The 23,628-nt window shown below is 65.9% G+C and carries 22 protein-coding genes, 1 tRNA gene and 1 riboswitch; of the genes, 12 read left to right on the forward strand and 11 right to left on the reverse strand.

Translation table 11 applies throughout. From position 1 onward, the window contains the following. Nucleotides 1-96: 96 nt before the first annotated feature. On the reverse strand, nucleotides 97-978 hold the full coding sequence (gluQRS, locus tag RPPS3_RS23980) for a tRNA glutamyl-Q(34) synthetase GluQRS (RefSeq protein ID WP_107346286.1): 882 nt from the start codon (nucleotides 976-978) through the stop codon (nucleotides 97-99). Nucleotides 979-1,046: 68 nt separating this feature from the next. On the opposite strand from gluQRS, the gene RPPS3_RS23985 reads away from it, so the two are divergent. Beyond that, a complete protein-coding gene (locus tag RPPS3_RS23985; protein ID WP_234820049.1) occupies nucleotides 1,047-1,817 on the forward strand; it encodes a DNA-3-methyladenine glycosylase family protein in 771 nt (256 codons plus the stop codon). Between the two features lie 143 nt (nucleotides 1,818-1,960). On the opposite strand, the gene nikR is transcribed toward RPPS3_RS23985, so the two are convergent. After that, nucleotides 1,961-2,401, reverse strand: a complete 441-nt coding sequence (gene nikR, locus RPPS3_RS23990) for a nickel-responsive transcriptional regulator NikR (RefSeq protein ID WP_107346287.1) — start codon at nucleotides 2,399-2,401, stop codon at nucleotides 1,961-1,963. A gap of 183 nt (nucleotides 2,402-2,584) precedes the next feature. Here nikR and RPPS3_RS23995 point away from each other — a divergent pair, with 183 nt between their 5' ends. The 3 genes from RPPS3_RS23995 (at nucleotide 2,585) to RPPS3_RS24005 (ending at nucleotide 7,423) form a co-directional block, all read left to right on the forward strand. After that, entirely contained in the window at nucleotides 2,585-4,759 is a 2,175-nt protein-coding gene (locus tag RPPS3_RS23995; protein ID WP_107346288.1) for a TonB-dependent receptor, read from the forward strand. Between the two features lie 482 nt (nucleotides 4,760-5,241). Beyond that, nucleotides 5,242-5,595 (forward strand): PRC-barrel domain-containing protein, encoded by a 354-nt coding sequence (locus tag RPPS3_RS24000; protein WP_107346289.1) that lies wholly within the window; start codon nucleotides 5,242-5,244, stop codon nucleotides 5,593-5,595. Between the two features lie 142 nt (nucleotides 5,596-5,737). Beyond that, a complete protein-coding gene (locus RPPS3_RS24005; protein WP_107346290.1) occupies nucleotides 5,738-7,423 on the forward strand; it encodes an alpha-amylase family protein in 1,686 nt (561 codons plus the stop codon). Nucleotides 7,424-7,552: 129 nt separating this feature from the next. Here RPPS3_RS24005 and RPPS3_RS24010 read toward each other — a convergent pair whose 3' ends face one another. Further along, a complete protein-coding gene (locus RPPS3_RS24010) occupies nucleotides 7,553-9,169 on the reverse strand; it encodes an alpha-amylase family glycosyl hydrolase (protein WP_107346291.1) in 1,617 nt (538 codons plus the stop codon). Between the two features lie 511 nt (nucleotides 9,170-9,680). Between RPPS3_RS24010 and RPPS3_RS24015 the strand changes: the two genes are divergently transcribed. Both RPPS3_RS24015 and RPPS3_RS24800 read left to right on the forward strand, forming a co-directional pair. Further along, nucleotides 9,681-10,214, forward strand: a complete 534-nt coding sequence (locus RPPS3_RS24015; RefSeq protein ID WP_107346292.1) for a hypothetical protein — start codon at nucleotides 9,681-9,683, stop codon at nucleotides 10,212-10,214. Nucleotides 10,215-10,840: 626 nt separating this feature from the next. Further along, nucleotides 10,841-11,020, forward strand: a complete 180-nt coding sequence (locus tag RPPS3_RS24800) for a hypothetical protein (RefSeq protein ID WP_234820051.1) — start codon at nucleotides 10,841-10,843, stop codon at nucleotides 11,018-11,020. A 27-nt stretch (nucleotides 11,021-11,047) separates the two neighbouring features. Here RPPS3_RS24800 and RPPS3_RS24560 read toward each other — a convergent pair whose 3' ends face one another. After that, on the reverse strand, nucleotides 11,048-11,197 hold the full coding sequence (locus tag RPPS3_RS24560; RefSeq protein ID WP_159059388.1) for a hypothetical protein: 150 nt from the start codon (nucleotides 11,195-11,197) through the stop codon (nucleotides 11,048-11,050). Between the two features lie 256 nt (nucleotides 11,198-11,453). Next, nucleotides 11,454-11,527, reverse strand: a tRNA-Gly gene (locus RPPS3_RS24025). Nucleotides 11,528-11,723: 196 nt separating this feature from the next. Between RPPS3_RS24025 and RPPS3_RS24030 the strand changes: the two genes are divergently transcribed. Then, the gene (locus tag RPPS3_RS24030) at nucleotides 11,724-12,302 is read left to right on the forward strand and encodes a methylated-DNA--[protein]-cysteine S-methyltransferase (RefSeq protein WP_107346294.1); all 579 of its coding nucleotides are present in this window, start codon (nucleotides 11,724-11,726) and stop codon (nucleotides 12,300-12,302) included. Here RPPS3_RS24030 and RPPS3_RS24035 read toward each other — a convergent pair. Together RPPS3_RS24035 and RPPS3_RS24040 are read right to left on the reverse strand one after the other, a co-directional pair. Continuing rightward, on the reverse strand, nucleotides 12,299-13,735 hold the full coding sequence (locus RPPS3_RS24035) for an MATE family efflux transporter (protein WP_107346295.1): 1,437 nt from the start codon (nucleotides 13,733-13,735) through the stop codon (nucleotides 12,299-12,301). The two genes, RPPS3_RS24030 and RPPS3_RS24035, sit on opposite strands and share 4 nt — an antisense overlap. A gap of 110 nt (nucleotides 13,736-13,845) precedes the next feature. Next, entirely contained in the window at nucleotides 13,846-14,895 is a 1,050-nt protein-coding gene (locus RPPS3_RS24040; protein ID WP_107346296.1) for a hypothetical protein, read from the reverse strand. 148 nt (nucleotides 14,896-15,043) lie between these two features. Here RPPS3_RS24040 and RPPS3_RS24045 point away from each other — a divergent pair, with 148 nt between their 5' ends. The 3 genes from RPPS3_RS24045 to RPPS3_RS24055 all read left to right on the forward strand — a co-directional run bounded on the left by RPPS3_RS24045 (nucleotide 15,044) and on the right by RPPS3_RS24055 (nucleotide 17,233). Beyond that, complete coding sequence (locus RPPS3_RS24045; RefSeq protein WP_107346297.1) at nucleotides 15,044-16,387, forward strand: PQQ-dependent sugar dehydrogenase; 1,344 nt, start codon at nucleotides 15,044-15,046, stop codon at nucleotides 16,385-16,387. Between the two features lie 79 nt (nucleotides 16,388-16,466). Further along, on the forward strand, nucleotides 16,467-16,823 hold the full coding sequence (locus RPPS3_RS24050) for a nucleotidyltransferase domain-containing protein (protein WP_107346298.1): 357 nt from the start codon (nucleotides 16,467-16,469) through the stop codon (nucleotides 16,821-16,823). Next, the gene (locus RPPS3_RS24055; protein ID WP_107346299.1) at nucleotides 16,820-17,233 is read left to right on the forward strand and encodes a HEPN domain-containing protein; all 414 of its coding nucleotides are present in this window, start codon (nucleotides 16,820-16,822) and stop codon (nucleotides 17,231-17,233) included. The genes RPPS3_RS24050 and RPPS3_RS24055 overlap by 4 nt, the downstream gene beginning before the upstream one ends. 6 nt (nucleotides 17,234-17,239) lie before the next feature. Here the strand turns inward: RPPS3_RS24055 and RPPS3_RS24060 are convergent, their stop codons facing one another. After that, nucleotides 17,240-18,346, reverse strand: coding sequence for a 2'-deoxycytidine 5'-triphosphate deaminase (locus RPPS3_RS24060; RefSeq protein ID WP_107346300.1), 1,107 nt, complete (start codon nucleotides 18,344-18,346; stop codon nucleotides 17,240-17,242). 110 nt (nucleotides 18,347-18,456) lie between these two features. Continuing rightward, a riboswitch (SAM riboswitch) is annotated at nucleotides 18,457-18,536 on the forward strand. A 74-nt stretch (nucleotides 18,537-18,610) separates the two neighbouring features. Here RPPS3_RS24060 and RPPS3_RS24065 point away from each other — a divergent pair. Next, a complete protein-coding gene (locus RPPS3_RS24065) occupies nucleotides 18,611-19,822 on the forward strand; it encodes an O-succinylhomoserine sulfhydrylase (protein WP_107346301.1) in 1,212 nt (403 codons plus the stop codon). A 144-nt stretch (nucleotides 19,823-19,966) separates the two neighbouring features. Here the strand turns inward: RPPS3_RS24065 and RPPS3_RS24070 are convergent, their stop codons facing one another. From RPPS3_RS24070 to RPPS3_RS24080, 3 genes are read right to left on the reverse strand one after another with little or no spacing between them, the layout of a single operon-like run. After that, nucleotides 19,967-20,944: an SGNH/GDSL hydrolase family protein gene (locus tag RPPS3_RS24070; RefSeq protein WP_107346302.1), complete on the reverse strand. Its 978-nt coding sequence runs from the start codon at nucleotides 20,942-20,944 to the stop codon at nucleotides 19,967-19,969. Continuing rightward, nucleotides 20,944-21,723 carry an SGNH/GDSL hydrolase family protein gene (locus tag RPPS3_RS24075; protein WP_107346303.1) on the reverse strand — a complete coding sequence of 260 codons (780 nt, stop codon included), beginning with the start codon at nucleotides 21,721-21,723 and terminating at the stop codon, nucleotides 20,944-20,946. Before RPPS3_RS24075 ends, RPPS3_RS24070 begins: the two co-directional genes overlap by 1 nt. After that, nucleotides 21,720-22,985: an OpgC domain-containing protein gene (locus RPPS3_RS24080; protein WP_107346304.1), complete on the reverse strand. Its 1,266-nt coding sequence runs from the start codon at nucleotides 22,983-22,985 to the stop codon at nucleotides 21,720-21,722. The genes RPPS3_RS24075 and RPPS3_RS24080 overlap by 4 nt, the downstream gene beginning before the upstream one ends. A gap of 250 nt (nucleotides 22,986-23,235) precedes the next feature. On the opposite strand from RPPS3_RS24080, the gene apaG reads away from it, so the two are divergent. Continuing rightward, entirely contained in the window at nucleotides 23,236-23,628 is a 393-nt protein-coding gene (apaG, locus tag RPPS3_RS24085) for a Co2+/Mg2+ efflux protein ApaG (RefSeq protein ID WP_011160302.1), read from the forward strand.

Consider the following 23,628-nt stretch of genomic DNA (forward strand, 5'->3'; position numbering starts at 1 on the left):
TCCCCCGAGCCGTCCCGGCTACAATGCCACGCTCGCCGCGGTGGAGTCACGCCGCGCGTAGGCGCCGGGATCGATGCAGGCGGCATCAGGCGGCGTTCAGATGGGCGCCGCAAGCCCGACCAAGGTTCGGATCTCGGCGGGCGTGACGCCGGCAGCGCGCAGCTCGCGCAGGCCGGTCGAGCCGGTGGATTTCGACAGCTTGCGGCCCTCGGCATCGCGCAGCAGCGCATGGTGCCGATACACCGGTGCCGGCAGGCCGAGCAGATGCTGCAGCAGCCGGTGCACCGAGGTCGACCAGAACAAATCGGCGCCGCGCACCACCTCGGTGATGCCTTGCAGCGCGTCGTCGATCACCACCGACAGGTGATAGCTGGTCGGCGTTTCCTTGCGCGCGATGATGACGTCGCCCCACGCCTCCGGCCGCGCCGCGATGGTGCCGGTTTCGCCGTCCGGTCCTTTGCCGAGTTCCTGCCAGCTCAGTTCGCCGGTCAACGCGATCGCGGCCGCCATATCGAGCCGCAGCGCGTACGGCACACCGGCGGCGATCAGCTCGTCGCGCTGCGCTGGCGAAAGCTGCTTGCCGACTCCCGGATACAGCGGCGCGCCGTCAGGATCGCGCGGCCATGGCGCGGCCGCTTCCTGATCGGCGACCAGCCGGGCGATCTCGGCGCGGGTTTCGAACGCCGGATAGATCAGCCCCAGGGACGCGAGTTGCGTCACCGCGTCGCGGTACAGGTCGAGATGATCAGATTGCCGCCGCACCTCGCCGTCCCAGCCGATGCCGAGCCAGGACAGGTCCTGATAGATCGCCTGTTCGAACTCCGGCCGGCATCGGGTGCGGTCGATGTCCTCGATCCGCAGCAGCAGCTTGCCACCGCTCGCCCGCGCCAGATCGGCATTCAGCAGCGCCGAAAAAGCGTGGCCGAGATGCAGGTAGCCGTTCGGGCTCGGGGCAAATCGGAAAACGGGTGGCGGCATTGAACCCCTGACGTCATTGCCGGACTTGATCCGGCAATCCATCGGATGACACTCTTTTACGATAGCGGATGGATGCGCGGGTCAAGCCCGCGCATGACGCCGGAAAGCCGAACCACCTGATGACCATCCATCTCGACAGCCAGGCCGACCTCGAGGACGCCATCACCACGCTGGTGAAGCGGGACCCGCGGCTCAAGCCCGTGCTTCAGGTCGCCGGCATGCCGGCGCTGCGCCGGCGCGAGCCGGGCTTTGCCGGCCTCGCCGCGATCGTCTGCGGCCAGCAGCTCTCGACCGCGTCGGCCGCAGCGATCTGGGGCCGGGTCTCGGCGGCGTTCGATCCGTTCGAGCATGGCGCGATCAAGCGGGCGCGGGCCGACCGGCTGGCCCGGCTCGGTCTTTCAACCGCGAAGATCAAGACGCTGAAGGCGCTGGCCAAGGAGCTCGCCGCCGAACGGCTCAACCTCGATGTGCTGGCCGAAGAAGACGCCGACGCCGCCCACGCCACGCTGACGGCGCTGCACGGCATCGGGCCGTGGACCGCCGACATCTATCTGTTGTTCTGCCTCGGCCACGGCGACGCCTGGCCGGCCGGCGATCTTGCGGTGCAGGAGGCGATGCGGATCGGCCTCGGCCTGAAAGCGCGCCCGACCGTTAAACAGATGGCGCCGCTCGCCGAACCCTGGCGCCCGCTGCGCGGCGCCGCCGCGCATCTGTGGTGGGCCTATTACCACGCGGTGAAGCGGCGCGAGGGCGTGATCGGCGACGACAAGGCGGCGAAGGTGGTGACGAAGAAAGCCCCGGCAAAGACGCCTCGCGCTCGGAAGTCCCCGTTACGCTGAAAGCGTTCCGTCATTGCGAGGCGCGAAGCGACGAAGCAATCCAGCGGGTAGGTGCACGGAGCCCCTGGATTGCTTCGCCTTCGGCTCGCAATGACGTTGAGAGTCTTCCGGTCAGGAGCGGACTTTTGGCGTGCCTCCCAGGATCACGAGTCGTGCTCGTGATGATGGTCGTGATCCTCTGCCGGCGGCTCCGCCGGGATCGTCACCAGCCGGCCGTAGCGGACGCCGCGTTCGGCGAAGATGTGGTCGGCGAAATGCTGCAGCTCGCTGGCGTTGCCGTCGAGGATCGTCACTTCCAGGCACTGATCATGATCGAGATGCACGTGCATCGTGGCGCGTGACAGATCGTGGTGATGGTGGAAGCTCTGCGTCAGCTTGCGTGGCAGGTCGCGCTTGGAGTGATCGTAGGTATAGACCATCGCGCCGACGCAATGCCCGCCGGTGGTCTCCGCCGCGGTCTGCTGGATGCCGATCCGCGCCAGATCGCGGATCGCCTCGGAGCGGTTCTGGTAGCCGCGCGCCGCGATGATGGCGTCGAGCTTCTCCATCAGGTCGTCGTCGAGCGTGATGGTGACGCGATGCATCGAGTGCCTCTTGCTGGTTACCAGGTTGTCAGTATGAAGTTTTATTGACTTCGTCATACTCGCCGGGCACGCTGCGACCGTGGGCGCTCTGCCGGGACTGCCTGCGATAACAGATTTGGGGCGGGCGCGTCTTGCAACGATGCAGGACACGAGGGGGTGCGCGTGGCGAGTGTCCGGCGAACAATGAGGCGCGGCTGCGCGGTCGGCTGCATCGTGACGAGTGTCGCGCTCACGGCCGGCACGGCGCGGGCCGAGCAGGCGCTGCCGCAGGTCACCATCGACGCCCCAGCTGACACCAAGCCAAAGCCGCCGCGACGACATGCTCCCGAGACCGCTGCGCGCGAGGGCCGCGCAGTCCCGGCGCCATCATCGTCCGCCTCTTCGTCATCGTCCGCGCCGAGCACAAGCGCTGTATCTGGCGCCATGAGCGCGCCGCAGAACCAGACCGCGAGCAGCCGCGTCATCACCGGCGCGGAGATCAACGCGCTGCCGTTCATGCGGCCCGGCGAAGCGCTGGAAGCCGCGCCCGGCCTGGTGGTCACCCAGCATTCGGGCGAAGGCAAAGCCAACCAGTACTTCCTGCGCGGCTTCAACCTCGACCACGGCACCGATCTCGCCATCACCCTCGACGGCATGCCGGTGAACATGCCGACCCATGGCCACGGCCAGGGCTATGCCGACGTCAATTTCCTGATTCCCGAGCTGATCAGCACCATGACGGTGCGCAAGGGGCCGTATTTCGCCGACGTTGGCGACTTCGGCTCGGCCGGCGCGCTCGGCATCGAATATCTGCGGGCGATGCCCAAGACTCTCGCCGAGGTGACGGTCGGCAGCTTCGGCTATCGCCGGCTGCTCGGCGCCGGCTCGACCCGTGTCGGCGACGGCACCTGGCTCGCCGCGTTCGAAGCCAACACCTACAACGGCCCGTGGGACGTGCCGGACAACGTCCGCAAGCTGAACGGTGTGCTGCGCTACAGCCAGGGCACCGCGACCGACGGCTTCTCGCTGACCGGCATGGCCTATTCCAACCGCTGGACCTCGACCGATCAGGTGGCGCAGCGCGCGATCGACCAGGGCCTGATCGGCCGCTACGGCTCGCTCGATCCGACCGACGGCGGCATCGCCAGCCGCTACAGCCTGTCGGGCCGGTTCGCGAAATCCAGCGACATCGGCCAGACCGACATCAACGCCTATGTGATCCGCTCGTCGCTGCAGCTCTATAACGACTTCACCTACTTCCTCGACGATCCGGTGAACGGCGACCAGTTCAACCAGCACGACCGCCGCACCGTGCTGGGGCTGAACGGCACGCAGCACTTCGACTACCGGTTTGCCGGCCTGCCGGTCGAAACCCGGGTCGGGCTGCAGACGCGCTCCGACACCATCAATGTCGGCCTCAACAAGACCTATCAGCGCGACTGGCTGTCGACGGTGCGCGCCGACGACGTCTCCGAGCAGTCGCTCGGGCTGTGGACCGACACCACCGTGCGCTGGACCGATTGGCTGCGCACCACCGCCGGCATGCGGCAGGACTTCTTCACCGGCCGGGTGATCAGCGACAATCCGGCCAACTCCGGCAATGCTTCTGCGGCGATGACCAGCCCGAAAGCCGGCATCGTGCTAGGCCCCTGGGCCAGCACCGAGTTCTACGGCAACGCCGGCACCGGACTGCACAGCAACGACATCCGCGGCGCCACCATCACGGTCGATCCCAACTCGGGCGATCCGGTGAACCGCGTGCCGCTGCTGGTGCGCTCCAAGGGCGCCGAACTCGGCATCCGCAACAGATCGATCCCGGGGCTGACAACCTCGCTCGCGGTGTTCGTGCTCGATTTCGACTCCGAGCTGTTGTTCGTCGGCGATGCCGGCACCACAGAGCCGAGCCGCCCGAGCCGCCGCGTCGGCGTCGAGTGGACCAGCCAATATCGGCCGCTATCCTGGCTCGGCGTCGATCTCGACGTTGCCTATACCAAAGCGCGGTTCACGGATTTCGACCCGGCTGGCGACTTCATCCCCGGCGCGCCGGCCTGGGTGGCGAGCGCCGGCATCACGCTCGGCGAACAACGCGGCTGGTTCGGCGCGCTGAAGGGACGCTATTTCGGACCGCGGCCGCTGATCGAAGACGACAGCGTGCACTCGCTGTCGTCGCTGATCTTCAACGCCCGCGCCGGCTATCGCTTCGACAACGGCATTCGGCTGCAGCTCGACGTGCTGAACCTGTTCAACGCCAAGACCAACCAGATCGAATATTACTATCTGTCACGACTGCCCGGTGAGCCGCTGGGCGGCATCAACGACCGCCATGTTCATCCGGCCGAACCAACCGCGGTGCGGTTGACGCTCGCAGGCTCGTTCTGACGCCGTCGCCCGCATGCGCCGTAACCTGCATGCAGCGCAGCGGAATGCGGGAAGCCGCAGACAAAGACCCGGACTTCGCTTCGCTGGATCCGGACTACGGTGGCTGAAGCGACAGTCACCTAAGTGACAAAGTGCCCCAAAACGACAAACGCGCGCCGGCGTGTGAACGCCGACGCGCGCCTCGTAACTCGCTGGTTCCCAGGCGCTGCGAGACGCCTCGGCCGAGCGGCTCACTGCTCGTGCATCACTTCCGGCGAGCGGGTCTCGTGCCCGCCGCAACGATGCTCAGTCAGCCAACCTCAGCGGGCGTCCCCAGCGAGGTGACAGCGTTTCGAGAGAGACACTGGACCACCTCCTTCCGTTGTTTCCGATGCAGAGAGGATAAGTACGATTCTCCGGTTTGTGAAGAGGCGATGACGCAGGCTCGGGCGCGGAACAGGTTTTCGATCCGCTCGTTGGTTTCGCTCCACAGGGAGACCAACATGAACCCAGAAGCCAACGAAACCCTCAAGCTGATCGGCAGCGACAAGGTGCAGGGAACCGCGGTGTACGGGCCGGACGGCGAGAAGATCGGCTCGATCGAGCGGTTGATGATCGAAAAGGTCAGCGGCCGGGTGTCTTACGCGGTGCTGTCGTTCGGCGGCTTCCTCGGCATCGGCGACGATCACTACCCACTGCCCTGGCCGGCGCTGAAATACAACGTCGAACTCGGCGGCTATCAGGTGATGGTCACCGTCGACCAACTCGAACGCGCGCCGAAATACGGTCGCGGCTCGGAATGGGATTGGCGCGGTGCGCGCCAGGTCGACGATTACTATGGCGTGGCGCTGACCTGACGGCTCTGCCGTCAGACTGTCCGTTATTGCGAGCGAAGCGAAGCAATCCGGGAGCGCCGAGCGGGGGGCACTGGATTGCTTCCTCGCTTCGCTCCTCGCAATGACAGGCCAAAATTCCTTCCTCCCAAGCCGCCGAGCGCCGATGATCGACGACCTTTGGTACAAGAACGGCGTGATCTACTGTCTGTCGGTCGCGACCTATATGGACGCCAATGGCGACGGCATCGGCGACTTCAAGGGCCTGACAAGGCGGCTCGATTATCTGCACGGGCTCGGCGTCACGGCGATCTGGCTGATGCCGTTTCAGCCCTCGCCCTATCGCGACGATGGCTACGATATCTCCGACTATTACGGCGTCGACCCGCGCTACGGCACGCTCGGCGACTTCGTCGAATTCACCCACGGCTGCAAGCAGCGAGGCATGCGGGTGATCATCGACCTCGTGGTCAATCACACCTCCGACCAGCATCCCTGGTTCAAACAGGCTCGCGCCGATCCCAACTCGCCGTATCGCGACTGGTATGTGTGGTCGGATAAGAAGCCCGCCCACGCCGATCAGGGCATGGTGTTTCCGGGCGTGCAGAAATCGACCTGGACTCACGACAAGCAGGCGAAGGCTTGGTACTTCCACCGCTTCTACGAATTCCAGCCCGACCTCAACACCGCCAATCCCTATGTGCAGGAAGAGATCCTGAAGATCATGGGGTTCTGGATTCAGCTCGGCGTGTCCGGCTTCCGGATGGACGCGGTGCCGTTCGTGATCGCCACCAAAGGTCCGAAGGTCAAGAAGCCGGTCGAACAGTTCGACATGCTGCGGACCTTCCGTGAATTCCTGCAATGGCGCAAAGGCGACTCGATCATCCTGGCCGAAGCCAACGTCCGCCCCGAGGACGATCTGCACTATTTCGGCGACGACGGCGAACGCATGCAGATGATGTTCAATTTTCATGTGAACCAGCATCTGTTCTACGCGCTCGCCGCCGCCGACACCGGACCGCTGGCCAAAGCGCTCGCCGCGACCAAGCCGCGCCCGGCCACCGCGCAATGGGGGCTATTTCTGCGTAACCACGACGAGCTCGATCTCGGCCGCCTGACCAAGGCGCAGCAGCGGATCGTGTTCGAGAAGTTCGGTCCGGACAAAACCATGCAGCTCTACGATCGCGGCATCCGGCGGCGGCTGGCGCCGATGCTTGGCGGCGATCAGCGCCGGCTCGAGCTCGCCTACAGCCTGATGATGACGCTGCCGGGCACGCCAGTGATCCGCTATGGCGATGAGATCGCGATGGGGGACAATCTGGCGCTGCCTGAGCGGCGCTGCGCCCGCACGCCGATGCAATGGTCGACCGAGCCGCACGGCGGTTTTACCAAGAGCGACAAGCCGGAGATCCCGGTGATCGACCACGGCGCCTACAGCTTCGAGCACGTCAATGTCGCCCAGCAGCGCCGCGATCCGGATTCGATGCTGAACTGGACCGAACGCATCATCCGAATGCGCAAGGAAGTGCCGGAGATCGGCTGGGGCGACTTCAAGGTGATCGCCGCGCGCGATCCCGCGGTGCTGATTCTGCGCTACGACTGGCGCAACAACTCCGTGCTGTTCGTGCACAATCTCGACGAGCAGCCGCGCGAGGTGTCGTTCGCGGTCGGGCTGCCCGATGATGCCGGCGCCACCTTGATCGACCTGCTCGGCCCCAACCACAGCCACGCCGTCCGCGGACGGCACAAGCTGCTGATCGAAGGCTACGGCTATCGCTGGTTCAGGGTCGGCGGTCTGGATTATCTGCTGCGCCGCACTGAAGTCGACGGCGGCGGACGCGCACGGGCCTGAACCATCGACGGCCTTTCCAATCCGCCATTGCGAGCGATGCCGACGAAGCAATCCAACTGAGCTGGATTGCTTCGCTTCGCTCGCAATGACGGAGAAGCTGTTGGACGAGCTCGGGCGCTGCTTCGCCGCTTACACGACCTCCTCCGGCGCGCGGCCGACGATGATGCCTTCGTTGCCGCGGAGATCGAGCGTGGCGCCGATGCGTTCGCCGGCACGGTCGAGCATCGTCGACAACAGCACCTCGCCATCGAGCCCGATGGCGTCCGACGCAGCCGAAATCGGATCCGGTCCGAGATTGAGCGCCACCAGCACCGACTGTCCCTGATGATGCCGGCGATACAGCAACAGATCGCCCTCCGCGGCCAGCGGCTGATAATCGCCGAGCGCGAGCTGCGGCAGTTGCCGCCGCAGCCGCAGCAGCGCGCGATACAGATTAAGGATCGACTGCGCGTCCGCCCGCAGATTGGCAACGTTATCCTGCGTGGCGTCGGGCGCCAGCGGCAACCACGGCCGGGCATCGGAGAAGCCGGCATTCGCTGAGGCGTCCCACTGCATCGGCGTGCGGCAGCCGTCGCGGCCGACACCGATGCCCGGCACGTTCTTCTCGAACGGGTCCTGCACGTCCTCGGGCGCGATCTCGACCTGCTCCATGCCGAGCTCGTCGCCATAATACATCGTGGGGGTGCCGCGCAGCGTCAGCAACAGCATCGCGGCGACGCGCGCCTGCGCCGGACCGACCCGGCTCGCCACCCGCGGCCGGTCGTGATTGCCCAGCACCCAGTTGGGCCACGCGCCCGAGGGCAGTGCCAGCTCGTACCGCTCGATCAGCCCCGCGATCTCGCGGGCACGCCATGGCGTCGACAGCAGCGCGAAGTTGAACGGCAACTGCGCGCCCTTCAGCCCGGCGCCGTAATACGCAACCAGCCGCTCGACCGGCAGATAGATCTCGCCGATCAGCAGGCGATGATCGAACTCCTCGATCACGCTGCGCAGCTCGGCCACCACCGCAAGCGTCTCCGGCCGGTCGGCCGAATACACCGGGAGCAGCGCGGCGTGCGGCGGCATGCCGGGGCGGAAATCCGGGTTGGGCGGGTTGTTGCGGAATTGATCGTCCTTGATCAGATGCCAGATCACGTCGACCCGAAAGCCGTCGACGCCCTTGCGCAGCCAGAACCGCATCGCGTCGAAGATCGCCGCCCGCACCTCCGGATTGCGCCAGTTGAGATCGGGCTGCTGCTTCAGGAAGGCGTGATAGTAATACTGGTCGGTGGCGTCGTCATATTCCCAACCGCTGCCGCCGAATTCCGACAGCCAATTGGTCGGCGGCCCGCCATCCGGCGCCGGGTCGCGCCAGATGTACCAATCGCGCTTGGGATTGTGGCGCGACGACCGGCTCTCGACAAACCACGGGTGCTGGTCGGACGAATGGTTCGGCACCAGATCGAGAATGACCTTCAGACCGCGGGCATGCGCGGTGAGCACCAGCGCGTCGAAATCGTCCATGGTGCCGAAGATCGGATCGATGCCGGCATAGTCGGCGACGTCGTAGCCGAAATCCGCCATCGGTGACGGGAAGATCGGCGACAGCCAGATCGCGTCGACGCCGAGGTCGGACAGATAGCCCAGCCGATCGATGATGCCGCGCAGATCACCGATGCCGTCGCTGTTGCTGTCCTGAAACGAGCGCGGATAGATCTGATACAGCACACCCGCCGTCCACCACGACGCGCTCGCAACCGTTTCCATTCAACTCTCTCCCCTGTCGGTCTCAGACGCGACAGGGCGCGGCTTTGTTCCGAGCGCGGCCGAATCCGGATCGCTGTGGTTGCACAGTCGTGCGTCAGGGCCGTGAACGGATGTCTTGCATCTGACGTCCCAGGGAGGGTCCGCAGCGCTGGGCCACGCCAGAGTCATCCGACTGTCGGAGATGAGCGGCAGGATCGGCCCGGCAAGAATCGGAGGCACGGTCAGCTCGACGGCCGAGCGTCGATGCCGGGGGAAGACTATACCGGGCTACCGGTCAACGCATTCGTGAACTGACGATCCGGCTGGAGTTGATCGAACCGTCTTGATCGCAAGTGATTATTTACTGCAAGCAAGCAGGTTCTGCTGCGGCGCGATGCCGCCGGTAACCTGGTGTTTGCAGGGCTTGCCGCGTCGCGAAACTATGCCAAGTTGGGAACTGGGTGGGTTGCCAACGAATTGTCGGTCAAAGACTGAAATTCCAACCAACGCATCACTCTAGAGGAAGGTAGTAATGACGCAGATCTTCAAGGTGTATCAGGACGCAGCCAAGGCGCAGGCCGCTGTTGCGGAGCTCAAGGCCGCTTCGTTCAGCAACGCCGCGATCGTCTCCAGCGACAAGGACGGTACCGTGGTCACGGTCGACCCGCCGTTCGGCAAGGGTGGCCAGGCCGACGCGATCCTCAACCGCCACGGCGCGATCCGCGACGTCTCCTCCCGCCACGGCAGCAGCGCTTCGCTGGTGGATTCGTCCGCCCGCTTGACCGGCGCGCCGCGGCTGACCGACTCCCGCACCACCCTCGGCGGCATCTTCCCCGAGCTGACCAGCCCGAACTTCTTCCTGTCCTCGATGTTCGGTCCGCTGCTGTCGGCCTCGCAGAAGCCGTGGTCGTCGCTGGCTTCGAGCCAAAAGCCGTGGTCGTCGCTGACCAAGAATCAGGACGCCTGGTCGTCGCTCGCCAGCAATCAGAAGGCTTCGGCTCAGCTGATCAACAACCCGGCGCCGTTCTCGTCGATGCTCGGCCTGCCGGTGCTGGCCGGTCGCTAATCGGCCGTCGCCGATCACTTATTGAGTTAGCGGAAGCGCCGGCTTTGCCCGGCGCTTCTTTTTTGCCCCGGAACAATCTTGAATTAGATTAAAAATAACTTGCACGGCCAGACGGGTTCCGAAATGAATTGATTAGTTTCGGGAGTACGCATGCGGTCGCCGCGCACGAGATGGAGCATCCAAGTAACAACGTCGGCGATCACGCCTGACGGGATGCATTTTTTCCGCGTGGCGGCAACCACGGAGAGCTCAGCTCGTGTCGCGGCAGCGAGGGGCCGCTGATGCTGGAGCTCAGCCTTCTGGGGATTATAGGGCTAGCGGCGGCATATGGCACCGCGCTGTGGTGGATGGGTCGTCACGACGACGTGCTGTACGGCGATTTCGTCAGCCCGGAAGGTGCTGCGACACTTACGTCAGCAGAACCGACTCCTCTGCGGCAGCAACCGACCTTGCCTGCGACCAATCATGCCCGGGAAGCTACGCCTCATCGGCCAGCGGCGGCGCGTGCCGCAGTCCCACCGGTTCAAACTGGCGTTCGTCCACCGTCTCGGACATCCGCTGTGCCGCAGCGCCCGGCACCACCGGCCCCAACCATCCCGTCTCAGCCTGCCGGAAATCGAGTTACCATGGCGCAGCCGCTGTTACCGGCACCACTTCCGCCGGTCACACCTTCTGCTCAGCATCGCTCGCCCAGCAGGCCGATCCCGGCACCTGCGCGCAGCGAAGCACCTGCGCACAATGATGTGCTGAATTCGCTGCTGGAGACGATCAAGCACGACCTGAACAACGCGGTCGGCAAGCCCTGACACCCACCGCGAAAGGCCGTGTGACGATCAGTCGTGCCGGGACATCACGCGCGCGTTGGCGTGCTGATGCTCGCCTTCATGACCGCTCGCGATTACTACGCCGAACAAAATCAGCACCGTCGACACCGCGGCCGCAGCCAACAGCAAGATGTCGAAAGTCATCATGGTGGTCGTCATCGCCGTACCCCCTGCAATGAAGCAGTAACTAAGCTTCCTGCTGATCGGCGGCGGCGGCGTTGACGCCGATCAACCGGAGCACACTCCGGATGCAGGCTGCCGTGCGCGCAGCGCAGAGCAAGCGGCCACAACGGCTCCAACTCCGGGATTGGCGCGCGATAGCGTACCGAGCAGCGCAGGTTTGACGGAAGCCGCAACCCCTTCGCGGTAACCCGCAACAACAGCCGATCGAGATCAGGGGAAGGGTTGGGGTGGTTGGAGCGGGCGAAGGGAATCGAACCCTCGTATGCAGCTTGGGAAGCTGCCGTTCTACCATTGAACTACGCCCGCGCCGGGCGCCGCGCTGACGCGGCGACGGACTCTGATCTAGCCGAGACCGGGCGCGCCGCCAAGGGGCGATCATTGAGCGGGGCCGGCGCCGCGACGCCGCAGCCCCTCCCGCACCGCAATGCCGACTCGTTAAAGTTGTTAATAATTTGTTCACTTTCTAGATGCGTCCCCGCTTTTCGCTGGTACGGTTCTGACTATGGCGGGGGCTGCCTACACGATCTTCGACACCATGATGGGCCGATGCGCGATCGCATGGGATCGCGGCGGCGTGCTCGCTGTGCAGCTGGCCGAAAGCCGTGAGATCGACACCCGCCGCCGGCTGCTGCGGCTCTGCCCGGATGCCCGCGAGAGCCGTGCCGAGGCCTGGATCGAACCGGTGATCGAGGGCATTGCGGCGGCGTTGCGCGGCGAGCCGTGGGACTTTTCCGACGTTGCGCTCGATCTCGGCGGGATTCCGGCGTTCGATTGCCGCGTCTATGCGGCGGTCCGCGCAATCCCGCGCGGCGAGACGTTGACCTTTGCGGAGATCGCCAAGCAGCTCCGCGCCTCCGGCGCCGTGCATGCGGTCGGCCAGGCGATCCGGCGCAACCCGTTCGCCCTGATCGTGCCGTGCCACCGCGCTCTCGCAGCCGCAGGGGACACCAGCGGCATCTGCGCCAATGGCGGCGCCATCATCCGGCGGCGCCTGCTGTCGCTCGAAGGCGCGCTCGCCACCAGCGGCCCAAGCCTGTTCGACGTGCTGCTGCCGTTTGCCCCGCGGCAGGCCGACCGCTAGCGGACGATCGGCACGGCCGCCGGCTTTGGGCCCCAGCGCGTCACCAGCACGCTCAGCGCCGACGTCAGCCCGAGCAGCACCATCGATCCGGCGGCAAGCAGATAGAAGCTGCCGGTGCTGCCGTGGTGTTTGATCAGCAGCCAGCCGCCGACCACGACGAACAGCAGCCGCCCGGTCTGCGCCAGCACTGGTCCCAGCACCCTGGCGGCGCCCTGCGCGGAAAAATACATCGAGATCGCCAGCCCGATGAATGCGTACATCGGCGCGGCCGCGCGCAGATACTGCTCGCCGGCGAGCCGCACCGCTGCGTCTTCGGTGAACAGGTCGATCCAGAGGTGCGGGAAGATCGCGATCCCGGTGCCGACCACACCGACGAACAGGAACGACACCAGCCCCGCCGTCCAGGCGATCTGCCGCGCCCGTTTCACCCGGCCGGCCCCGATTGCCATGCCGATCATCGGCACCGACGCGATGCCGACCGCGAACGCGATCGACGTCAGCATGAATTCGAGCCGGCCGCCGATGCCGTAGCCGGCCAGCACGGCCGTGCCGAAATGCGCCAGCATGTGGGTGAAGATCGTGATCGTCAGCACCGACTGCAGCGGCGAGAAGCACGACACCGCCCCGACCTTCAGGATGTCGAAGAACATGCCGCGCTCGATCCGCAGGCCGGCGAGCCGCGGCTTCACCCCGGCGCGGCCGGAGAAGATCACCCAGGCCATCACCGCAGCGCCGATCGAGAACGCCGTCAGCGTGCCGGCCGCAACGCCGGGCATGCCGAACCGCGGGATCGGGCCGAAACCGAGGCCGAGCGCGCCGCCGAGCACGATCTGCAGCATCGCCGAACTCAGGATCATCAGCGACGGCAGCTTCATGTTGCCGGTGCCGCGCAGGATCGCCGCGAAGGTGTTCATCAGCCACGGCACCACCGCGCCGGCGAAGAAGATGTGCACGTAGCCGGCCGCCTGGCTCAGTACCGCGCCGCGGCCGCCGAGAAGCGCCAGCGCCCGCTCGCCGAACGTCAGCATCCCGACCGTGAACACCAGACCGAAGCACAGCCCGATCAGCAGTGCGTGCATCGCCAGCGCCGCGGCGCGGTCGTCGTCGCCGGAGCCGAGCGCCCGCGCGATCGCCGACGCGACGCCGCCGCCCATCGCGCCGCCGGACATCGTCATGGTCAGGATCACGAACGGAAACACCAGCGCCATCGCGGCCAGTGCCTCGGTGCCGAGCCGGCCGATATACGAAGTCTCGGCGATCGCCACGCAGGTGCCGGCGGTCAGTGCCACGACGTTCGGCCACGACAGCCGCAGCAGCGTGCGCAGGATGCCGTCGTCGAGCAGCGGATTCTTGGGGGGCGGAGGCGACGGCGCAGGCGGAGCCGGCGCGGCTTGCGCGACCGGTGGCAGCTCCGCCACGGCAATATCGGACATGCGTTTCCCCCGAGCCCGATCTTCAGCCGGGCGTCAGTCTTCCTATCACCGTTCCGGGCCGGCGCGATGGTCGCGCCGCGCATGGCCACCCGCAGATAGGTCGGAACGGCTCAGCGCACCGTCCAAACCAGCGAGGCGGTGCGGTGATCACTGGCGAGGCTGACAGCGATGCCCCGGCCGCACGCCGCAGCCAGCCCCTCGGCCAGCCCTTCAAGCACCCGCAGGCAGGCCGGATCGGCGTCGGCAACGCCGTCCATCAATTTCCAGCCGCCCTGCCGCAATTCGAAGCCGCCACCGACTTCGCGCAACTCGACCTCATCGCCCTGCGCGTCGAGCAGCGCCCGCAGCATGGCGGCGAAGCCCGCCGCATCGCGGCCGGTGCCCCCGAGCGCCGGCGCCAGTTCGTCGTAACTCTGCATCCCGATCAGCTTGCCGGTGAGATGCAGCAGATAGCCGCCGTCGAGCGGGCCGAACAGCTGCACCAGCGTCGGCGCCGCCGTGCGAACATATTCCATCGCGTAGTTGCGATAGGCCTTCTCCAGCCGCGGCTTCGGCCAGCTCTCGACCGGAAGCGCCGGCGCCGCGGCCGGATCGAACAGCGGCGCTTCGAGATGGCGGGCGAATTGCAGCCGCTGATCCGGCTCGAGGGCATGGTCGGCTTCATAGTAATAGCCTTCCAAGCCGTCCTGGCCGTCGACGCTCTGCTTGGTGCAGACGAAGCCGAGCTTGAGATTGCCGAGCGCGACGCCATTGTTGGCGTGCCAGCCGCGCAACATCGCCTTCGACACCTCGCCCGGCACGCCGCAGATCGCGGTGCCGCGCCAGATCCAGCGCGGCGGCGGATAGCGGATCCACGCCTTGCGATCGGTTTCGTACATGTACTCGACATGCACGCCGCCGATCCAGTTCGACAGATAGTGATACTGCGCCGCCGCGACCGCCGGCGGCAGATCGCTGAGCCCGAGCTTGGCGAGGCCGGAGACGAACCGCTCCTGCTGCTGACGGCGAAACACCCGGAATACGAATTCGGCGGCATCCGCCGTGCCGCGGCGGCTGACCAGAGACAGGACCAAGCCGGTGAACACCGCATGATACAGATCGGCGACGCCGCGCCATCCGCGCGACCGCGCCGCTTGCGCGGTCTCGGACGTTTCTCCCATCGGCTCTCTTCCCGTTGTCGTTCTTGTTCGTGGTTTCTGCCGCGGCCGCCCTGCGACCAGCCGTCTCACTGATTTTCACGGGTGGGAATTGAACACAACCCCGCTTCCGACATTGCCATTGTTCAGTTCCTCCCGTGGAGATTTGTCGATGCGCCGATCGCTTCCGACCAGCCGGCTCGCCCTGTGCCTCGCCCTGGTGCTGCCGCTCGCGGCCTGCGGCGATCAGTCCAATCTGGCACAGGGCGAGGATTTCGGCCCCTCGCCGACGCTGCCGGAGCCGGCGAACACGCTGTTGCCGACGGTCAATATCGCAAAGGCGGTGGGCTGGTCAGAGGGCGCCACGCCGAAACCGGCCGAGGGATTTGCGGTGACGGCGTTCGCGAGGGGGCTCGATCACCCGCGCACGATCCACGTGCTGCCGAACGGCGACGTGCTGGTGGCCGAAACCAACGCGCCGGAACGCCCCGAAGAGGGCAAGGGCCTCAAGCGCCGGGTCGCCGAGTACGTCATGGGGCAGGCCGGCGCCCGGACGCCAAGCGCCAACCGCATCACCCTGCTGCGCGATGCCGACGGCGACGGCGTCGCCGAGATCCGCGAGACGTTCCTCCAGGGCCTCAATTCGCCGTTCGGCATGGCGCTGGTCGGTAACGACTTCTACGTCGCCAACACCGATGCGATCGTGCGTTTCCCCTACAATCCGGGCGACACCCGGATCACCGCAGCGGGCGAAAAGCTGGCCGATCTGCCGGCCGGCCCGCTCAATCATCACTGGACCAAGGATCTCGTCGCCAGCCCGGACGGCCGCAAGCTGTACGCGACCTCCGGCTCCAACAGCAACGCCGCCGAACACGGCATGGCGGTCGAGGAAAACCGCGCCGCCGTGATCGAGGTCGACCGGGAGAGCGGCGCGACGCGGCTGTTCGCGTCCGGCCTGCGCAACCCGAACGGTCCGGCTTTCCATCCCGAGACCGGCGAATTGTGGGTCGTCGTCAACGAGCGCGACGAGATCGGCAGCGACCTCGTGCCCGATTACATGACTTCGGTGAAGGACGGCGGATTCTACGGCTGGCCGTACAGCTACTTCGGCCAGCACGTCGATGACCGCGTCAAGCCGCCGCGGCCGGATCTGGTCGAAAAAGCGATCGTGCCGGACTACGCGCTGGGCAACCACACGGCCTCGCTCGGGCTCGCCTTCAACACCAGCGATCTGTTTCCCGACGCGATGAAGGGCGGTGCCTTCGTCGGCCAGCACGGCTCGTGGAATCGCAAGCCGCACTCCGGCTACAAGGTGATCTTCATCCCATTTAAAGGCGGCAAACCGTCCGGGCCGCCGCGCGACGTTCTGGCCGGCTTCCTCAACGCCGACGAACAGGCGCAGGGCCGCCCGGTCGGTGTCGCGCTGGACCAGCGCGGCGCGCTGCTGGTCGCCGACGACGTCGGCAACGCGATCTGGCGGGTGACCCCGGCGGGTAATCAGTCGGCATCCAATTGAGCGCACCTCACCCACGCAGCATTCCGACAACTGGATCGGTGGTGCTGATTTTTGGGGCCGTTCATGCTATAAGTTGCGCATGAGCGTCGCTTTCGACATCGACGAACCGCTTCGTTTGCGCGAGGCCGTCAACCGGTTAGCCACGGTCGGGCCGGTCGAGACGATCATCCTGTTCGGAAGCCGAGCACGCGGAGACCACACGCCCGATAGTGATTACGACCTGTGCGTGATCTTGAGCGACGACGTCGCGCCGGGAGCGTTCACGCCGGTCTCTCTGTGGCAGCAGGTTTCGGATCTGGGCATTCCGATCCAAATCGTACCTATGCGTCGAAGCCGCTTCGAAGCGGCGCGGACCGACTCCAGCAGCATCAGTCATCAGATCGAGCGAGACGGCCGCGTCGTCTTCGACAAGACCGCGCTTTCATTGGCGCCATGAGCTCGAGCGATCCCGGGCTCTGGCTTGATCTGGCTACGAGCGACGCAACTGCGGCACGCCGCTTGCTCACTCCTCCAGCTTCATTGCCGCAAGCCGCCTATCTGGCTCAACAAGCCGCCGAGAAGGCGATCAAGGCACGGCTGATTGCTCTTCGCATCGCTTTTCCGCGGCACGGCGGCCGAGGGCACGATCTAGTTGCGTTGACCAATCTGGTACCGGCCGGAGACACGGCCCGACCGCTGTTCGAAGAGCTCTCGTCGATCACACCCTGGGCGACCGCGTTTCGCTATCCTTCCGACGACCCCGCCACGGAAGCGCACCTGACGGCAGAAGAAATAGCGGCAAAGCTGGAGCAGACCGAAACGGCTATCGCCCTCGTGCGTGGAGACCTCGGCCGTCAGCAGCCGTGATCGAACTCACGCCTTGAAGTGCTTGCTCAGCTTCAGGCCCTGGGCTTGGTAGTTGGAGCCGATGCGCTGGCCGTACATCGCGTCGGGGCGCGACAGCATCTTTTCGTAGATCAGGCGACCGACGATCTGGCCGTGCTCGAGAATGAACGGCACTTCGCGCGAGCGAACTTCCAGCACCGCGCGGGCACCCGAGCCGCCGGCGCCTTCGTAACCGAAGCCGGGATCGAAGAAGCCCGCATAGTGCACGCGGAATTCGCCGACCAAGGGATCGAACGGCACCATCTCGGCCGCGTAGTCCGGCGGCACCTGCACGGCTTCCTTCGAAGCCAGGATGTAGAATTCGCCGGGATCGAGGATCAGCGTGCCGTCGGGGCGAGCCGCGATCGGCTCCCAGAATTCGCCGACCGCATAGCCGCCGCGGCGGTCGATATCGACGACGCCGGTGTGGCGCTTGGCGCGATAGCCGACGAAACCGTCGGAATTTTCGCCCGAGAGGTCGACGCTGAGCGCGACGCCGCCGGTGAGATCCGCATCGTCGGCATCGACCAGCCGCTCGGCATCATGCAGCGCGTCGAGTTCGTCCTGCTCCAGCGTGGCCTGGCCGACGCGGAAGCGGACCTGCGACAGCCGCGAGCCTTCGCGCAGCAGCACCGGGAAAGTCTTCGGGCTGATCTCGGCGTAGAGGGGACCGTGATAGCCGGCGCCGATCATGTCGAAGCGGCGGGTGCCGTCGGCGATCACCCGGGTGAACACGTCGAGCCGGCCGGTCGAGCTTTTCGGATTGGCGGCCGCCACGATGTGGCGCGGCATCGCCAGACTTTCGAGCAGCGGCACGATATAGACGCAGTTGGTTTCCAGCACGGCGCCGTCCGACAGGTCGATCTCGTGCAGCTTCAGCTCGTCGATCCGCTCCGCCACGGTGCAGTCCGGCCCCGGCAGGAAGCTGGCGCGGACCCGGTAGGCAATCGGCCCGAGTCGCAGGTCGAGGCTGGCCGGCTGGATCTGGCTCTCGACGAACGGATAGTCCGGCAGGATCAGGCCCGACTCCGTCATCGCCGCGATCATGCGGTCGGGCAGAATTCCGTTGGCGTCGGGCGGCAGGGTGAACGGCACGGTGTCGGTCCTTCGGAGCGCAAGCCATGCCCTCCGGGAAACTCAGATACGAGCCTCAACCGCTAGCCGAAGCCCGGCTTGACGGGAAGAGTACGGAGGATTAAGAGCCCGACTTATCCCGTGGTGATTTGAGCCGGCCGGCTTGCAGCCACGTTAAACAAGTCGCTAAACAGGCCGGGGACGTTGTGGTCCCGGCCCGAGGGTTGAGCCCCAGGCCGGTTTTTTTGTGCCCGCATCGTCCGATGTGGGCACGCTGGAGACCACATGTCCGAGTCCAAACCGACCATTCCCGTTCCCGCCACGGCCCATTTCCGCCGCGAGACCCGCCTGGTGCATTCCGGCAGCTTGCGCTCGCAATTCGGGGAGACGTCCGAGGCGTTGTTCCTGACCCAGGGCTTCGTCTACGACAGCGCCGAGCAGTGCGAAGCGCGCTTCACCGGCGATGACGCCGGCTTCCAATATTCGCGGTTCTCGAACCCGACCGTGTTCAGCTTCGAGCAGCGGATGGCGGAGTTCGAGGGCGCCGAAGCGGCGCGCTCGACCGCCACCGGTATGGCTGCGGTGACCGCCGCGATGCTGGCGCCGCTGCGCGCGGGCGATCACGTCGTCGCTTCCAAGGCGATGTTCGGCTCGTGCCGCTATGTCGTCGAAGACCTGCTGCCGCGCTACGGCATCGAGTCGACGCTGGTCGACGGCCTCGATCTCGACCAGTGGCAGCGCGCGGTTCGGCCGAACACCAAGACGTTCTTCCTGGAGAGCCCGACCAACCCGACCCTCGACGTGCTCGACATCGGCGCGATCGCCGAGATCGCGCATGCGGCCGGGGCACGGCTCGTGGTCGACAACGTGTTCGCGACGCCGATCTGGCAGAGCCCGCTGCAGCTCGGTGCCGACGTCGTGGTTTACTCCGCCACCAAGCACATCGACGGCCAGGGCCGCTGTCTCGGCGGCGTGGTGCTGTCGTCGCAGGCGTTCATCGAAGAACACATCCAAATGTATCTGCGCCAGACCGGCCCGTCGCTGTCGCCGTTCAACGCCTGGGTGCTGCTGAAGGGCCTGGAAACGCTGGCGGTCCGGGTCGAGAAGCAGACCTCCAATGCGGCCGCGATCGCCGATGCGCTGGCCGGCCACCCGAAGGTGCCGCGCCTGGTGTATCCGGGCCGCGATGATCACCCCCAGGCCGCCACGGTTAAGAAGCAGATGGGCGCCGGCTCGACCCTGGTCGGCTTCGAAGTAAAGGGCGGCAAGGCCGAAGCCTTCCGCTTCCTCAACGCGCTGAAGCTGGTGAAGATCAGCAACAATCTCGGCGACGCCAAGAGCCTCGTCACCCACCCGGCCACGACGACGCATCAGCGCCTCAAGCCTGAAGCGCGCGCCGAACTCGGCATCAGCGAAGGCTTCATCCGGTTGTCGGCCGGCCTCGAACACAAAGACGATCTGATCGAGGATCTGCTCGCCGCGCTCGACAAGGTGTGAGCGAGCCGCTGTATCGGCAGTGACGCAAAGTATCGGGCGACGCACAGCGTCGTCCGGGACTGTTTCGGTAACGTCGTGACCAGCGGTTACGTGAGACCGATCAGGTGATTGCGCGCGCGATGACCGCAGTCATCGCCGCATTCGTTACATCGGCCGAAATGCCGTGACGTCACTCGGACCGGCGGTGCCGAGACGGACCTGATCGACCGAGCGAATGATGCCGTCGCCGAGCAGCTGCGCGAAGCAGGCGTAGCCCCAGTCGTTCATGTGCAGCCCGTCGGCGATCACGAACTTGTCGAACGGGATGGCCTGCTGCTCGTGCCATTCCTTCATCACTTCGAACCGCGGAAAGATGCCGACACGGCGCAGCTCGGCGAGCCGGCCGAGCGCCTTGATCATCTTGCCGGCGTTCTCGCCGCGCTCGTTGACGCGCGGCACGTATTGCGGATCGACCAGCACGATATCGGCGCCGGCGGACTGGATCGCCTTGATGCCGTCGTCGACCAGCTTGCCGGTGTCGGCCGGATCGAGATTGCGCAGGATCGCGTTGGTGCCGACCTGCCAGATCACCAGATCCGGCTTCGCATCCAGCACCGTCGACTTCAGCCGCCGCATCATTTCGGGCGCGTCTTCGCCGCCCTTGCCGCTGTTGACCACGGTGATGTCGGAGGCCGGGTAATGGCGGCGGAGCTGCGCGGCCAGCCGGTTCGGATAATTGAAGGCCGGCGACGTCGAACCGTAGCCCTGGGTGGAGGACGAGCCGAATGCCACGATCACCACCGGGCGGTGATCGGCCAGCTTGCGTGCCACCCGCGGCAAGGCGCCGATCGACTTGGCGCCGCCCTTCGGCGGCAGGCAGGGCACGCGACCGAGGATGTCGCCGGCCTGCTTGGCGACATCTTTAATCTTGTCGAGCGCGGCGCCCGCGACGGTTTTCTTGCGCTCGAGCGTAGAAACATCGACCTCGCCCTCGCCGGGCGCCACGATCGGCGCCGCCTCGGCGGCTGGCGGGGCTGGCTCCGATGGGGTCTGCGCGAAGCTTTGCGGAGGAGCGATCAGGAGGGACGCCGTCGCCAAAAACGCCGCGACGGCGGCCGATCTCAAAGGGCCGGAAACTCTCATTAACGCTGGGTCCTTGCCTCCGCCGGATCGGTCTGCGCAGCCTCGATGACGAATGCCATCAGCGCGCGCGCCAGGCAGTTGTGCACGCGCAGCGCCAGATCAATCCCCGGCGCCGGGCTGAACAGATCGAATTCGCCCGTCTCGTTCCAGTGGCGCATCAGAGAGAAGCGGTCGAACAGCGGAACGTCGTGTTCCTGCGCCACCACCCGCATCGCGTCGAGATACGGCGCCGGATTGATCATGGTCTCGGTGCGGGGACTATACTGCAAATTCATCAAGATGATGTCAGAGCCGGCCTGCTTCACCGCATCGATGCCCTGCCCCAACGCGGTGCGGAAATCGTCCGGGTCGATCGAGCGGATCGCGTCGAACGTGCCGGTCTGCCAGATCACCAGCACAGGCTTACGTTCGGCGACCAGCGCCGCCAGCCCGGTGGCGATGTCGGCGGCGGTGCGCTTCGGCCGCATCTCGACCATCACGTTGATGGTCACGCCCGGGAAACGGTCGCGCAGCAGGGTCTGCAACCGGCCGGGATAGGAGCTGTTTTCGGCCGACAGGATGGTGGAGGAGCGGCTGCCGACCACCAGGATGTCGAGCTTGTGAGTGGTCTTCAGCGCCGCGGCGACGCCCTTCAGCTTGGCTTCGCTGGCCAGCAGATAGGCTGGCGGAACACAGGTGGGGGCATCCTCGGCGACGGCTGCGCGGGGCGACAAGCCGACCGCCGTGAGCAGCGCCACGGCCACCATCCACTTCAAGCCGGCCATCGCCACGGCCTTCATGCTGCATCGCCTCCCGCGAGGTCGGCGTCCGGTGGGGTCCGCGACCCGGCCTTGCTCGCCACATTCTTGTACCACGAGAACAGCCACGCAGCGGCAGACATGATGCAAATCCCTGTCACACTGACGAAGAAATGCAGCACCGCGCCGCCGGAGACTTCCGCCAGGATGAAATAGCCGGCGAAAGCGAGAAAGATGCCAATGCAGAAGATCTCGAGCGAGTGCTGGCCACACAGGATCAAGGGCCGCAACCAGGGCGAGCTTAAGGCCGGCCAGTCGCGCGGAATGAACCGCACCGTCAGGGCCGCCAGCGCCAGGAAGTGCGCGAAACGCAACACGTCGAGGTTCGGCTTGTCGATCGGGTACATCCACTGCTCGAGCCATTTCGGCAGGGTGTGGAACAGTTGCGGCGTGTACCAGGTCAGCGTAACGTAGAACGCCGCCACCAGATAGGCGGCCGCCAGCCACAGCGTCACTTTCGACGCCAGCACCCGCGACAGCCGCTTGGCGCCGCCCATCGCGCACCAGGCGCCGAACACGAACAGCAGCTGCCAGGCGTACGGATTGAACACCCAGGCACCGCTCGGATATGCGGTCAGATGCAGGTCGAACTGCCAGGTCGCGGCATAAAGCAGCGTCGCCAGCCCCAGCGTGATGTCGGGCCATCGCCGCATCAGCCAAAGGATCGGCGGCAGGAAGAACATCAGCACGATGTACAGCGGCAGCACGTCCATATTGACGGGGCGAAACCGCAGCAGCAGCGCCTGCACGATGGTGACGTCGGGCTGCTTGAGGAAGTCGAGGATGCCCATTTCCTCGGAATACAGCGGGTTCTGGAAGCTGGTGGCGACGTAGGAGATCTCGGCCAGGAAGATCGTGAACAGGAAGACGTGCGCGACGTAGATCTGCCAGACCCGCTTCAGGATGCGCGCCGCCGCGACCACGAAGCCGAGCTCGGTCATCGCCTTGCCGTACACGAAGGCGGCGGTGTAGCCGGAGATGAAGATGAAGATCTCGGTGGCGTCGGAGAAGCCGTAATTCCGCAGCGTGAACCAGGTCAGCACGTTGGCCGGCAGGTGATCGATGAAGATCAGCCACAGCGCCAAGCCACGAAACAGATCCAGCCGCAATTCCCGTTTCGGCGCCGGCTTGCGCGGCGGCGGGGTCGCCGGCCGCGATGGCGGCGCAGCCGGCTCGGTCGGCGGACCGCCTGCGGGCGGCGCGCCGGTGATCGGCTCGGCAACGGTGGTGACGGGAGGAGTCATGCGGCTCCATTGCGGCGCGCAATGCGCCTGTCGTTGCTATAGCAGCCGAGCTGCCGGCGGCGAAGGTCTGACGGCATTCGGCGGACACCCTGACGCAGCCATGAAGGGCGCTGCTCCGGCGCGGCCGCTGGCTAGCGCGGAACTATGTTGAAACCGCGGAGGCGCGCGACCACAACCTGAAAGTCGTTCCGAACGACTGGTTTCAACGCTGATTTTCGCTATATTTGGGCCAAGAGCTGGAAATTGAGCCATGTACCGCGCCGTCACCCGCCGGATCGAAGTGACCGTTGAGCCCAATTATCTGCCGGAGCGTTCCTCGGCGGAGAACCGGCAGTATTTTTGGTCCTACACCGTGGTGATCACCAATTCGGGCGAGGAAACCGTCAAGCTGCGCACCCGGCATTGGGTGATCACCGACGCCTCCGGCCGAACCCAGGAAGTACGCGGCGAAGGCGTGGTCGGCGAACAGCCGGTGCTCGCGCCGGGTGAGCGGTTCGAATATACCAGCGGCGTCCCCCTCCCGACCGCCTCCGGCTTCATGGCCGGCCGCTATCAGATGGAAACCGAAGCGGGCGAGAAGTTCGAGATCGACGTCCCGCCGTTTTCGCTGGACAGCCCGGAGGGCAAGCGGACGCTGAATTGA

It is taken from the genome of Rhodopseudomonas palustris (assembly GCF_003031265.1).
Taxonomy (GTDB): domain Bacteria; phylum Pseudomonadota; class Alphaproteobacteria; order Rhizobiales; family Xanthobacteraceae; genus Rhodopseudomonas; species Rhodopseudomonas palustris_H.

Bases quoted from the DNA above. Each gene is read 5' to 3' on its own strand.
- gluQRS (WP_107346286.1), bottom strand. From the start codon at position 978: ATGCCGCCACCCGTTTTCCGATTTGCCCCGAGCCCGAACGGCTACCTG.
- RPPS3_RS23985 (WP_234820049.1), top strand. From the start codon at position 1,047: ATGGATGCGCGGGTCAAGCCCGCGCATGACGCCGGAAAGCCGAACCAC.
- nikR (WP_107346287.1), bottom strand. From the start codon at position 2,401: ATGCATCGCGTCACCATCACGCTCGACGACGACCTGATGGAGAAGCTC.
- RPPS3_RS23995 (WP_107346288.1), top strand. From the start codon at position 2,585: ATGAGGCGCGGCTGCGCGGTCGGCTGCATCGTGACGAGTGTCGCGCTC.
- RPPS3_RS24000 (WP_107346289.1), top strand. From the start codon at position 5,242: ATGAACCCAGAAGCCAACGAAACCCTCAAGCTGATCGGCAGCGACAAG.
- RPPS3_RS24005 (WP_107346290.1), top strand. From the start codon at position 5,738: ATGATCGACGACCTTTGGTACAAGAACGGCGTGATCTACTGTCTGTCG.
- RPPS3_RS24010 (WP_107346291.1), bottom strand. From the start codon at position 9,169: ATGGAAACGGTTGCGAGCGCGTCGTGGTGGACGGCGGGTGTGCTGTAT.
- RPPS3_RS24015 (WP_107346292.1), top strand. From the start codon at position 9,681: ATGACGCAGATCTTCAAGGTGTATCAGGACGCAGCCAAGGCGCAGGCC.
- RPPS3_RS24800 (WP_234820051.1), top strand. From the start codon at position 10,841: ATGGCGCAGCCGCTGTTACCGGCACCACTTCCGCCGGTCACACCTTCT.
- RPPS3_RS24560 (WP_159059388.1), bottom strand. From the start codon at position 11,197: ATGACGACCACCATGATGACTTTCGACATCTTGCTGTTGGCTGCGGCC.
- RPPS3_RS24030 (WP_107346294.1), top strand. From the start codon at position 11,724: ATGGCGGGGGCTGCCTACACGATCTTCGACACCATGATGGGCCGATGC.
- RPPS3_RS24035 (WP_107346295.1), bottom strand. From the start codon at position 13,735: ATGTCCGATATTGCCGTGGCGGAGCTGCCACCGGTCGCGCAAGCCGCG.
- RPPS3_RS24040 (WP_107346296.1), bottom strand. From the start codon at position 14,895: ATGGGAGAAACGTCCGAGACCGCGCAAGCGGCGCGGTCGCGCGGATGG.
- RPPS3_RS24045 (WP_107346297.1), top strand. From the start codon at position 15,044: ATGCGCCGATCGCTTCCGACCAGCCGGCTCGCCCTGTGCCTCGCCCTG.
- RPPS3_RS24050 (WP_107346298.1), top strand. From the start codon at position 16,467: ATGAGCGTCGCTTTCGACATCGACGAACCGCTTCGTTTGCGCGAGGCC.
- RPPS3_RS24055 (WP_107346299.1), top strand. From the start codon at position 16,820: ATGAGCTCGAGCGATCCCGGGCTCTGGCTTGATCTGGCTACGAGCGAC.
- RPPS3_RS24065 (WP_107346301.1), top strand. From the start codon at position 18,611: ATGTCCGAGTCCAAACCGACCATTCCCGTTCCCGCCACGGCCCATTTC.
- RPPS3_RS24070 (WP_107346302.1), bottom strand. From the start codon at position 20,944: ATGAGAGTTTCCGGCCCTTTGAGATCGGCCGCCGTCGCGGCGTTTTTG.
- RPPS3_RS24075 (WP_107346303.1), bottom strand. From the start codon at position 21,723: ATGAAGGCCGTGGCGATGGCCGGCTTGAAGTGGATGGTGGCCGTGGCG.
- RPPS3_RS24080 (WP_107346304.1), bottom strand. From the start codon at position 22,985: ATGACTCCTCCCGTCACCACCGTTGCCGAGCCGATCACCGGCGCGCCG.
- apaG (WP_011160302.1), top strand. From the start codon at position 23,236: ATGTACCGCGCCGTCACCCGCCGGATCGAAGTGACCGTTGAGCCCAAT.